Origin of the sequence: Kocuria coralli, from assembly GCF_008831305.1 — a bacterium.
In the GTDB taxonomy this organism is placed as follows: domain Bacteria; phylum Actinomycetota; class Actinomycetes; order Actinomycetales; family Micrococcaceae; genus Kocuria; species Kocuria coralli.
In genome coordinates this window covers 18,702-30,136 of sequence record NZ_ML708635.1, presented here as the reverse complement: position 1 = coordinate 30,136, position 11,435 = coordinate 18,702, and the positions used below count along the sequence as shown (strand labels likewise).

Here is an 11,435-nt window from a genome sequence, read left to right as displayed (position 1 = left end):
CCTCACCCCACACTCAACTCTGAAGAGCCACTAATGCCCAGGTCAGAACGGCCATAGTTGAAAGGGCGGCTACACCTGTGCGGCGGGACATGAGAATTGGCCTCCTCGACGGGCTATCAGCACACCACCAGAACTCGCCGTCGTGAATGGAGAACCGGGCGGACGCGAATGTGTATCGACCATAAGTGCGCTGCCCAGCCGATGGAACTTTCCGCCCGAAACTGTGGAAAACGGCCGTAGATCCTGCGTCATGGTCGGTCATCCCACTTCAATTCATGGACGTTTGCGGCCACCGGTACACGAGATGGGAGTTGAGTCGCCCATCAGCCCTGATGGGCGACTCAACTCCCATCTCGGCAGGGAAGGGCCGCTTATGGGCGGTCCAACTCGCATCTCCGCCGGTAGGCCGGGATAGAGGCCGGTAGAAAGGCGCCCAAGACGAAGGAGCCCCGCACCCAAACAGGGTGCGGGGCTCCTTCTGGGAGTGATCAGATCAGGACTTGTCGTCGTCCTTGCCCTGGATCTGCTCCTTGATGTCCTTGGCGGTGTTCTTGGCATCCTCGGCCACGGACTTGGCGGCGTCGACCGGGGAGGTGGACTCCTTGGCGTCGTCCACCTTCACGCCGGAGCCGGCGGCCACGGTGGTGCTGGGGTCGACCGGCGATGCGGTCACGCGCGGGGAGGTGGAAGCCGGGGTCTTCCACGGATCCTGAACGGGGCGCGAAGCGCGGTAGGCGGCCACACCCGCGACGGCGCCGGCGACGACCAGGCCGAGCACGAGCCAGCCCTTGCCGGACTTCTGAGCCTTCTTCTGCTCCTTGGCGTAGTCCTTGGCCACCTTGGCGGCGGCCTTCTGGGCCTTCTTGACGGCCTTCTTGTCGCCGGTGAGGCGCGTGACGACGGCCTCGAGCTGCTCAGAGGTGTTGGCGTTGGCGAACTTGCCGGCCAGCAGTGCTGCAGCGGCGTTGTAGCGCTCGGTCGCCGCGTCCTTGCCGTCGTGAACCACCTTGGCGGCACGCTCGGCCTGCGGGGTGCTCTTGACCTTGGCCACGGCGTCCTCGGTGGCCGCGGTGACCTTCGCGACGGCGGGGGAGGCGTTCTTCTTGGCCTTGTCGGCGACCTCCTGGGCGCGGCCCAGGCCGTCCTGCACGTACGGGCCTGCTGCGTGCACGCCGCCGGCCAGGGTGGCCGCACCGGACTTCACGCCCTTCTGCAGGGCGGGCGCGACGGCGCCGATCTCCTTGGCTAGCCAGTCACCGGCGTCGACCACGCGGTTTTCGACGACGTTCTGCTGTGCCTTGGCCTTCTTCTGGGCCTTGCTCTTGAACAAGCTCATGGAAGCTCCCTCCTCGGGTGACGAGTCTCCTGATCCAGCATACGGGCACACATGTTTCCAAGCACGATACACAGGCGGCTTACACGCCTCAGATGCGCACTCAGGCCCGGATTTTCACTGTGCGCTGAACGTCGCACCCCCGGCGTCGTCGTCAGTTCGCACCTGCAATCCCCATGCCATACTGATCCGTATGACTGCTATTGCCACTGCTAAGGCGACGATTCATACCAACCACGGCGACATCGTCGTGAACCTCTTCGGAAACCACGCCCCCAAGACGGTGAAGAACTTCATCGGCCTGGCCGACGGCTCCCAGGAGTGGGTGGATCCCAGCACCCGGCAGAAGGGTGAAGGTCCGCTGTACAAGGACGTCATCTTCCACCGCATCATCAAGGACTTCATGATCCAGGGCGGCGATCCGCTGGGTCAGGGCGTCGGCGGCCCCGGCTACACCTTCGACGACGAGATCCACCCCGAGCTCTCCTTCAGCAAGCCCTACCTGCTGGCCATGGCCAACGCCGGCAAGCGCGGCGGCCAGGGCACGAACGGCTCCCAGTTCTTCATCACCACCACCAGCACCGATTGGCTCAACGGCAAGCACACCATCTTCGGTGAGGTCGACGACGACGCCTCCCGCAAGGTGGTCGACGAGCTCAACAACGTCACCACCGGCGGCATGGACCGCCCGGTCGAGGACTGCGTGATCACCTCGATCGACATCGAGCAGCTCTGAGCTGACCCACTCTTGACCTTCCCTCAGGGCCCCGCTGCTGGCGGGGCCCTGAGCCGTAGTCGGGGTCCGCATCTATGTTCATGAACCCCGCCCACTCTTAAGGACAGCAGCCATGGATCAGCCCGGATACGGCGTCAACGGCCCGCAGCAGAATCGCGGCCCGCAGCTGGTGTGCGCGTGGCATCACGACCGGCCCACGGGGGTCACCTGCCAGCGTTGCGGCCGCCCCGTCTGCGGCCAGTGCCAGACCCAGGCGGCGGTGGGCGTGCATTGCCCCGCCTGTATGCGCGAGGGGCAGGCGCAGCAGCGCGCAGTCCGTACGCCCTTGGGCGGGACGGCGGCCAACTCGAACCCCATGCTCGTGACGTGGACGCTGATCGGGATCAACGTGGGCGTCTACGCCCTGATGTGGTTGCTGCAGCTGGTGAACATCAACGCGACCTACTGGCTGGGCCTGGCGCCGGTCGTGGCCTTCGACGAGCCGTGGCGGATCGTGACCAGTGGTTTCGCCCACTCGATGTCCAACCCCGCGCATCTGCTGCTGAACATGTACACGCTGTGGATATTCGGCCGGATGCTGGAGGGCGGCCTGGGCAGGGCGAGATTCCTGATCCTCTACTTCGCCTCGATGCTCGGCGGGTCGATCGGCGTCATCCTGCTGTCTCCCGCCTACACCCTCACGGTGGGAGCCTCCGGTGCGATCTTCGGGCTGTTCGGCGCCGTGCTGGCCATCGCGCTGTGGGGGCCCAGGCAGCACCGCTCGAACCTGACCACGATCGTGGTGCTGATCGGCATCAACGTGGTCTTCGGCTTCATAGTCCCGGGCATCTCCTGGCAGGGCCATCTGGGCGGACTCATCACCGGTACCGCGGTCATGGCCGTCATCTTGTTCCTGCGCAAGCGCGCCGTGAGGAACGGCCGCCGGGGCTGAGCAAGGCTGGACGGGGCCGATCCAGGCCCGCTCCATCCGTCTCATCCACAGGGTTCATCCACACCCGTGGACAACTCCCATCCGTGTAATTCCACAGGTGTGAACAACCCTGTGGAGAGCGGCATGACGCGGATCGAGCTGTTCGCGGTCATTTCCGGCTCATCGTGTGCACAAGGTTCTCCACACTTGTGGATAACTTTGTGCACCGGATGGGGACTTTTCCACGGGCAAGACGGCGGCGCCCGCCATCATCCTGACCTAACGGGCTCAGACCCCGGGATGACGCCGGGGCAGGACGCTCGGTCCTCGGCACGACCCCTGCCATAAAAAGTGCATCCCCCTGCCCGATGTGGGGGGACGCACCGCGGGCGCACCGTTGAGGCATGAGCTATCCACAGTTGCAAGCACTCGATCTGTCCCAGCACTACGGGCCGACACCCGCCCTGGACCACCTGTCCATCACCATCGACCGTGGAGAGTCGGTGGCGATCATGGGGCCCTCCGGGTCGGGCAAGACCACCCTCCTGCACGCGCTCGCCGGAATCGACGTCGCCCAGTCCGGTGAGGTGATCTTCCACGGCGCCGACCGGCCCGTCTCCATCCACGCCCTCAGCTCCGAGCAGCGGGCCGACGTCCGGCTCCGGCACTTCGGGTTCGTCTTCCAGCAAGGACTCATGCTCAGCGAGCTGACCGTCGTCGAGAACGTGGCTCTGCCCCTGATGCTCTGCGGCGTGGACCGGGCCAGCGCCCAGCAGACGGTCTCCGCCTGGTTGAACCGCCTGGGACTGGCAGGCATGGAGGACCGCCGACTGGGGGAGCTGTCCGGAGGGCAGGCGCAACGGGTCGCGGTGGCCCGGGCCCAGGTCTGCGGGCCGGACGTGGTCTTCGCCGACGAACCCACCGGCGCCCTGGACTCCGTGACCTCGGGGGAGGTCCTGCACGCTCTGCTCGAGTCCTCGGCCGAGCACGGTACGACGCTGGTGGTGGTCACCCACGACGAGTCCGTGGCCGCGCGGTGCGGGCGCACCGTGCGGCTGCGGGACGGGCAGGTGGTCAGCGACACCGCCGTGACCGGGGTGATGGCACCGTGACACCCGACCCCGTGACCTCTCGACCCAAAACCCCTTACCCCGGAACGCCCGGACCCGGAGCACCCGGCCCCGAGGCGCCCGGACCTGAGGCGCCCGGACCTGAGGCGCCTGCGTCCGAGACCCCCTGGGCCGGTTCATCCCGGCCCGCAGCGCCGGCTGCCGCCGCGGCCACGGGTCATCCGGCCGGCCGGCGCCCGGTGCTCCCGCTCCCGGTGGTCGCCCTGTTCGCGCGGAAGAGCATCCGGGACGTCCGCTCCTGGCTCCTGCCCGTCGGTGCCTACGCCCTGGTGAGCGGGCTGCTGGTCTCCGTGATCGCGGGCGTGGTCATGTACTGGCAGCTGGAGTTCGCCGAGCCCACCATGGGCTTCACCTACCGGATGCTCTCCTCGGTGGCGCTGTTCATCCTGGCGCTCCCCCTGATCAACCTGGCTTCGGCCGCCGCCCGCTTGTCCACACGCCGTAAGGACGCACGCCTGTCCGGCCTGCGCCTCGTGGGCGCCTCCAGCTGGACGCTACGAGCGCTGGTCCTGGGCGAGGCGATCTCCCAGGCCGTCGCGGGCGTGATCCTGGGCGGTGGTCTCTACGCCCTGCTGGTCCCGCTCCTGGGGCAGCTGCACGTGGACGGTCGGCAGGTCGGCGCCGTGGCCATGGTGCTGCCGGTTCCGGCGATCCTGCTGTGCTGGCTGCTGCTGGTCCTCCTGGCCGCCGTCAGCTCCGCGCTGGGGCTTCGCCGGGTGGCGATCTCCCCGCTGGCGGTCAGGACGCGGCGGGACGTCCCCAGCATGCACTGGATCCGGCTGGCCATCGCCGTAGTGGCCATCCTGGCGGTGGTGGCGCTGTGGCGGCAGTTCATCAACGGCCCGGAGATCGTGGTCGCCATGGTGGCCTGCGGCCTGCTGTTCGGCGTTCCCATGCTGGCCATGTCGCTCGCGGGTCCGTGGATCGTGGGCCGCTCCGCGCGCAGGATGCAGCGCACCGCCAGGACACCCGAGCGCCTGATCGCCGCCAGGACGCTGCTGGCCGATCCCCGGGCCGCCTGGCGTCAGCTCCAGTCGGTGGTCCTGCTGGCCTTCGTGGCCGTGACGGTGGGCGGGGGCCTGGCCGTGATGGCGCAGGGCCAAGGGCAGCCGGGAGTGGAGCACCTGGTCACGGACATGCGCACCGGGGCGATTCTCACCGTGCTGTACGGGTTCTTCACCGTGGCCTGCGCCGTCCTGATCGACCAGATGGCCTCGATCGCCGATCGGCGCGAGGTCTGGGCCAACCTGCATCTGCTGGGCATGCCCGTGTCGAGCATCGACAGGGTCCGGCGGCTGACCGTCACCCGGCCCATGTTCGCCCTGCTGCTGGTGGCGGTGGGCAGCGCGGTGATCGTCCAGGCGCCCGTGCTGGGGGCGGGAGTGCTGTTCTCCCCGGTCAGCGTGGCGGGTGCGATCGTCGTCGCCACCCTGGGCGTGGCCATGGTGCCGCTGGCCTCCCGCCTGACCAGCCGATCGCTCGCGACGACGGTCAGGGCGCCCGCCGTGGCACAGGATCTCTGACGGAAGGCTGCCTGCAAGGCGTGGTGCCGCCCTCGGGGAGACCCGGGGGCGGCACCACGCGCTGAACAGACGCGGCCGGGGCTGCGCGCCCGGGCCGGGGCGGAGCGCTCAGGCTCCGGGTGCACCCATCGGCGCACCCCCGCCGCCGGGCCCGCCACCGCCGTCAGCGGGCATGGAGCCGCCGGTGGGTTCCGTGCCGGTGTCCACTCCGGCTGTCAAGGACACCTTGTAGCCGGAGGACGCGTTCCCCGTCACCGTGGCCATCTGGCTGGCCCCCTCGTCCTCGCCGAAGACGTTGTCGGCGGACAGGGAGATCCCCGCCAGATTGGTCACGGACTGCTCGTATCCCGTGGTGGCGTACACGGTGTCGCACACGTCCTGCGGGAGGGCGACCTGCGACGTGGAGATCGCGTTGGCGGAATCGGTGATGGAGGCCTCGTCGGGGTAGACCTCGAAGTGGATGTGCGGCCACCGCCCGGAGTAGCAGGCGGGGAAGATGCTGGTGAACGTGACCTTGCCCTGCTGGTCCACGATCTGCACGCCGCGCAGGTAGTTCTCGTCCACGATGTTCTCCGAGTACATCGAGTACTCGCCGTCGCGGTTGCAGTGCCACACGTAGACGGCGGCGCCGGTGAAGGGCTTGTTCCCGTTGGCCATGTCCGCGATGGTCAGCTCCAGGGTCATGGGGATGCCCTCGGCAGTGCCGGATGCGCCGTTGAAGCTCGAGCGGATGTCGCTGCGCACCACCCCGGACTGCTCCAGCACGTCCGCGCCGTTGGAGCCGTCGCCCGGGTAGGGGCCGGCGGTCTCGTCGGGGATCTCGGAGTCGACGTCGATGGTCCCGGCCGCCGTTGCGCTCGCAGAGGCGGAGCCGGTGGCCGAGCCGGATCCGCTGGAGCCGGCGGAGCTCGAGTTGGGCGAGCACGCAGCCAGGCCGAATGCGGCTGCGCCGAGTCCCACGGCGGAGAGGATGCTGCGGCGGTTGACCAGCGTCTGCAGGTCGAAGCCGAGCCCCTGGTCGACCACCTCCTCGTCCTGGCGGGGCAGCTCGCGGCCCTGGTAGGTGTGCTTGCCGTCCTTGACCTGCATCTCGATCCCGAACGGATCGAGGTAGGTCTCGGACTCGGCAGCGTCGTCCTCCGCTCCGGGCTGGCTGGAGGTGGGAGTCTCTTCGGTCGGTTTGCTCTTGCGGAACAGCACGGGCGGCCTCCTGGTGGGTGCGTCTTCAGCGCGACGGCCGTTCGGTCCGTCGCGGCTGGTTTCGACATTCAACCTAGGGAGGCCTCCTGTGGCGGGCTCACGGCCGAGCTGTGCTCACTCTGTGCGCTGGCTACCAGGACCGGCGCAGAGTCACGTGCGGGGCGTCACCTGCCCAGCGTCACCTGCCCAGTGCCATGTGCTCGGCGTCGCCCGCTCAGCGCTCGAGGACCTCGTACCGGGAGCTCACCATGCCGGCGTCGGACACGGCGGTGCCGCGGTGGACCAGGTGGAGATCACGGGGCAGGGCGCCGAAGAGGCGGATGCCGGTCCCGATCATGACGGGGACGTAGTTGAGCACGATGTGCTGTACCAGACCCGCCGCCATGAAGCTCTGGACGGTGCGTCCGCCGTCCACGTAGACCTGGCGCGCCCGGTGCCGGTCGAGCATCGCGACCGCCTCGTCGAAGGTGCTCGCCACGAGGACCCCGTGGGGCTGGGGCCCGGTCAGGGTGGAGCTGAGCACGATCACCTGGACGGGGTCGTAGGGCCAGAACCCGATGCTCAGCACCTTCTCGAAGGTGGCCCGGCCCATGACCATGTGGTCCGAGACGGCCAGCAGCGCCTCGATGTCGGGGATCTCGGGATGCGGCTGAGCCGGTGCGTGCTCGGCGGCGGGGAGGTTCTCGAGCCACTCGATGTCGTGATCCGTGCGGGCGATGAACCCGTCCACGCTCAGCCCCGCGAAGACGGTGGCCTCCCAGGCATGTCCGCCTTTGGCTGTGTGTGTACCCATGGACGTATAGTGCCTGGCGCCTCTGACAGCACAAGCTCGGACAGCACGGGCCCGGCGTCGTCAGCCGGTGAGCACGAGCTTGGCGGCGATCAGCAGCATCACCAAAGCCACGCCGATGTCGATGACCTTCCACGTCCCCGGGCGGTTCAAGGGCCTGGCCAGTGCACGGGCGCCCACTCCCAGGATCGAGAACCACAGGATGGAACCGCCGGCGGCGCCGGCCGAGAAGACCCAGCGCATGTCCCCTTGCTGATTCGCCAGGTTGCCGAGCATCACCACGGTGTCCAGGTAGACATGCGGGTTCAGGAAGGTCAGAGCCAGGGTGGTCATCAGCACCTGGCGGCCGGACTTCGCGGCCCGTGCGTCGCCGGCCTGCGAGAGGGACTGGTCGGTGAAGGCCGAGCGGAGGGACCGGATCGCGAACCAGATCAGGTAGGCCGCCCCGCCCCAGCGCAGGGCCGTCAGCGCCCAGGGGAGCCGCTCCACGATCGTGCCGATGCCCAGCGTGCCCACCGTGATCAGGGCGATGTCCGCCAGGGCGCACACCACGACGACGACCGCCACGTGCTCGCGCCGGATGCCCTGCCGCAGCACCCAGGCGTTCTGCGCCCCGATGGCGATGATCAGCGCCAGCCCGGCGAACATGCCGGTCAGAAAAATACCCACGGGGGACGACAGTAACGCCTCGCCCCGGCCGCCGCCGCGGTCGCCGTGGTCGGTGCGGCCGGTGAGGTTGGTTGCAGCGGTCGGTACGACCGGCGGGTTACATCACGTGCACGACGGGACGTACGTCGTCGTCGTGGACCGTGCGCCGGAGGACCTCGTGGAGCGTGGTCGCGGTCTGCCCGCGCCCGAAGAGCAGGAACCGGATGTGGTTGAGGGCGGCCGCCCCGGACGACCATTCCACGTACACGTGGGCGACCCGGCCCGTGCGCTCGCCGATGTCCAGTGCCAGGGCGGCCAGGCAGGTCGCCACGGATGAGCCGTCCACGTGCAGCACGCGGTAGCCGTCGACCTCGCGGGCGCAGACCTTGAGATCGTCCTCGAAGTCGGACGGGTCACGGACGTTGACCTCGACGAAGAGCACCTCGGGGCCGTCCATCAGCCCGTGCCATCTCCATTCGTCCAGCAGCTTCCGGGAATAGTCCACGGCCCTCACGGCCTCCGGCCTCTGAGCGATCAGGCGCACCGTCCGTCCGGTCGTCTCACCGATCCAGGCCAGGGCCCGGTCGTCCCATTCGATCTGGTTGACCCGCAGTTCGGAGGCGCGCCACACCCGGGACGCGAAGGACACCGTGAGCAGCACGGTCACGAAGACCAGGGCGATGTGCAGGCCGTCGGGCCTGGTGATGATGTTGTCAACGAAGGTGTAGACGAAGACCAGGGCCACTGCGCCGAAGGCCATCGAGGTCTTGCGGCGGCCGTGCGATCGGGCGGACAGGGTCACCGCCACCGCTGCCGAGGTGATGAGTGCCAGGACCCCCGTGGCATAGGCGTTGCCCTGGGCGTCCACGCTGGCGCCGAAGATCCAGGTCACGATCACCGCGGCGGACAGGACGGCGACCACCAGTGGCCGCGTGGCACGGGTCCATTCGGGGGCCATCCCGTACCGGGGAAGGTACCGGGGGATGAGGTTGAGCATCCCGGCCATCGCCGATGCGCCCGCGAACCAGAGGATCAGCACGGTGGAGGCGTCGTAGACGGTGCCGAAGACCTCTCCGAACATGTCGTGGGCCAGATAGGCCAGCGCGCGCCCGTTGGCGGCGCCCCCGCCCTCGAGCGCGGCCGCCGGGATCAGCACGGTGCAGATGAAGGAGGTGGTCATCAGGAAGAACGCCATGATCAGCGCGGAGGTGGTCAGCAGCCGGTGGGCCCCGGCGACCTTGGCCCGGATGCTCGTCGCGGCCGGCTGCCGACGCTTGCGCCCGTCCCGGTGTTCCCTCCGGTGCCCGTCGAGCTGCGGCATCACGGCCACGCCCGTCTCGAATCCGGAGAGCCCCAGCGCGAGCTTGGGGAAGACCAGCAGTGCCACGGCGACGGCGGCCAGCGGGGAGGAGTGCGAGGTCATGGCCGCGGACCACCAGTTCGAGAACAGCTCGGGGCTCTGCAGGATCCGCACCAGCCCGCCGGCGACCACCACCAGGTTGACCAGCAGGTAGAGGGGCACCAGGACCAGGGCCACCTTGATCGCCTCCGAGAATCCGCCCAGGAACACCGCGGCCAGGAGGAGCAGGAGCCCCATGGTGACCCAGAACTGCCAGCGGGAGGCGCCGTCCGGAAGATAGGGGTTCTCCACGATGTGCACCGCCGCATCGGCGGAGGACAGCGTGATGGTGATGACGAAGTCCGTGCAGGTGAACCCGAGCAGCACCAGGACCGTGATCTTGCCGGTCCAGCGCGGCAGCAGGCGTTCGAGCATGTGGATGGAGCCCGCCCCGCGGGGAGACACCGCGGCCACCCAGCGGTAGACGGGCAGAGCGCCGCACAGGGTCACGAGCACCAGGACCAGCGTGGCCATGGGCGACAGCAGGCCCGCCGCGAGGATGGCGATTCCGGGCTGATATCCCAGGGTGGAGAAGTAGTCGACCCCGGTCAGGCACATGACCTTCCACCAGGGATGGGTCCTCTCCGTACGGTCGGGGCGCTGATGCGGCCCGGCATAGGCGGCGGAGGGCCGCGTGCCCTGGAAGAACCAGTCGCCGAGCCGTTCCCGGGCCCGGGCGTCGGTACCCACGGTGGCCTCCTTCGATCAGCGGGCCAGCGGGTGTTGGTCCTCAGCGGTAGTAGTGTGCGTCTCCTGCCCGGCTTCGTCCAGTGTTTTGGCACCGGGTGTTCCGCCGGGCATGGGCGGTGGGATGATCGGGGTATGACACTTCCTTCCCGAACACCGGACACGGCAGATCTTCCGGAGGGCCCCACGGTCAGCGTCGGCTGGCTGGCCCGGAACCTGGACCGCGTGGTGGTGGTCGACGCCTCCGCGATGGACCACCGGGGCGCCGATACCGGGATCCCGGGAGCGCGCCGCTTCGATCTGGACGGCGAGATGTCCTCCGAGACGGAGCTCCCGCACACCATGCTCCCCGCCGGGGACTTCGCCGAGCGGCTGGGCCGTCTGGGCATCGGGCAGGACACAGTGGTGGTCGCCTACGACCGGGCGGGGATGTTCTCCTCCGCCCGCGCGTGGTGGATGCTGCGGGCCACGGGCGTGGGCACCCCCTACGTGCTCGACGGCGGCTTCCCGGCCTGGGTGGCCGCCGGGCAGCTGGAAGGGCCCCTGGACCTCGATCCTCCGCACGTCGATCCGCCCAGGATCACCATCGCCGAAGGGGCGTTCATCGACGACGCCGAGGTGGCCGCCCGGTTGCAGGATCCGGCCGCCGCCGTCGTGGACGTGCGCAGCGCCGAACGTTTCGCCGGCACCGCGCCGGAGCCGCGCCCGGGCCTGCGCAGCGGGCACATGCCCGGGGCCGTGAACATGCCGTTCTCCGAGCTGGCTCCCGGCGGGTTCCTCCTTGAGCAGGACGAGCTCGCGCGGCGGTTCGACGATTCGCTGGGTGGTCGCGAGCGCGTGGCCTTCAGCTGCGGGTCCGGGGTGACCGCGTGCGTGGGTGCGCTCGCGGCGGTGGTGGCCGGCCGCCGGGACGTCACGGTCTACGATGGCTCCTGGTCCGATTGGGGACGCGAATCGCAAGATCCGCAGGACCGTCCGGTGGTCAGGGGGACGTGAACCGGCCTGCCGTCACCGGCCGATCCCGCTGAGCCTTTCCGAGCCCGCGCGGGCCGGGTGACGGGCGGCGGCCTTCGCATCGC

At 69.1% G+C, this 11,435-nt stretch carries 10 protein-coding genes; 5 read left to right on the top strand and 5 right to left on the bottom strand.

Annotated elements, in window-relative coordinates; translation table 11 throughout:
- Positions 1–493: 493 nt before the first annotated feature.
- Complete coding sequence (locus FCK90_RS14600; RefSeq protein WP_158035039.1) at positions 494–1,336, bottom strand: hypothetical protein; 843 nt, start codon at positions 1,334–1,336, stop codon at positions 494–496.
- Between the two features lie 190 nt (positions 1,337–1,526).
- On the opposite strand from FCK90_RS14600, the gene FCK90_RS14595 reads away from it, so the two are divergent.
- From FCK90_RS14595 to FCK90_RS14580, 4 genes are all read left to right on the top strand, one after another.
- On the top strand, positions 1,527–2,069 hold the full coding sequence (locus FCK90_RS14595; RefSeq protein WP_158035038.1) for a peptidylprolyl isomerase: 543 nt from the start codon (positions 1,527–1,529) through the stop codon (positions 2,067–2,069).
- Between the two features lie 112 nt (positions 2,070–2,181).
- The gene (locus tag FCK90_RS14590) at positions 2,182–3,000 is read left to right on the top strand and encodes a rhomboid family intramembrane serine protease (RefSeq protein WP_158035037.1); all 819 of its coding nucleotides are present in this window, start codon (positions 2,182–2,184) and stop codon (positions 2,998–3,000) included.
- Positions 3,001–3,383: 383 nt separating this feature from the next.
- Positions 3,384–4,091 carry an ABC transporter ATP-binding protein gene (locus FCK90_RS14585; RefSeq protein ID WP_158035036.1) on the top strand — a complete coding sequence of 236 codons (708 nt, stop codon included), beginning with the start codon at positions 3,384–3,386 and terminating at the stop codon, positions 4,089–4,091.
- A 197-nt stretch (positions 4,092–4,288) separates the two neighbouring features.
- Entirely contained in the window at positions 4,289–5,632 is a 1,344-nt protein-coding gene (locus FCK90_RS14580) for an FtsX-like permease family protein (protein WP_158035035.1), read from the top strand.
- Positions 5,633–5,740: 108 nt separating this feature from the next.
- On the opposite strand, the gene FCK90_RS14575 is transcribed toward FCK90_RS14580, so the two are convergent.
- The 4 genes from FCK90_RS14575 to FCK90_RS14560 form a co-directional block, all read right to left on the bottom strand.
- Positions 5,741–6,721, bottom strand: a complete 981-nt coding sequence (locus FCK90_RS14575) for an intradiol ring-cleavage dioxygenase (RefSeq protein ID WP_158035042.1) — start codon at positions 6,719–6,721, stop codon at positions 5,741–5,743.
- A gap of 325 nt (positions 6,722–7,046) precedes the next feature.
- The gene (locus tag FCK90_RS14570; protein ID WP_158035034.1) at positions 7,047–7,625 is read right to left on the bottom strand and encodes a dihydrofolate reductase family protein; all 579 of its coding nucleotides are present in this window, start codon (positions 7,623–7,625) and stop codon (positions 7,047–7,049) included.
- Positions 7,626–7,685: 60 nt separating this feature from the next.
- Positions 7,686–8,270 (bottom strand): LysE/ArgO family amino acid transporter, encoded by a 585-nt coding sequence (locus tag FCK90_RS14565; protein WP_158035041.1) that lies wholly within the window; start codon positions 8,268–8,270, stop codon positions 7,686–7,688.
- 118 nt (positions 8,271–8,388) lie between these two features.
- Positions 8,389–10,359: an amino acid transporter gene (locus FCK90_RS14560; RefSeq protein ID WP_158035033.1), complete on the bottom strand. Its 1,971-nt coding sequence runs from the start codon at positions 10,357–10,359 to the stop codon at positions 8,389–8,391.
- Positions 10,360–10,491: 132 nt separating this feature from the next.
- Between FCK90_RS14560 and FCK90_RS14555 the strand changes: the two genes are divergently transcribed.
- Entirely contained in the window at positions 10,492–11,352 is an 861-nt protein-coding gene (locus FCK90_RS14555; protein WP_158035032.1) for a sulfurtransferase, read from the top strand.
- The last annotated feature ends 83 nt before the right edge of the window (positions 11,353–11,435 follow it).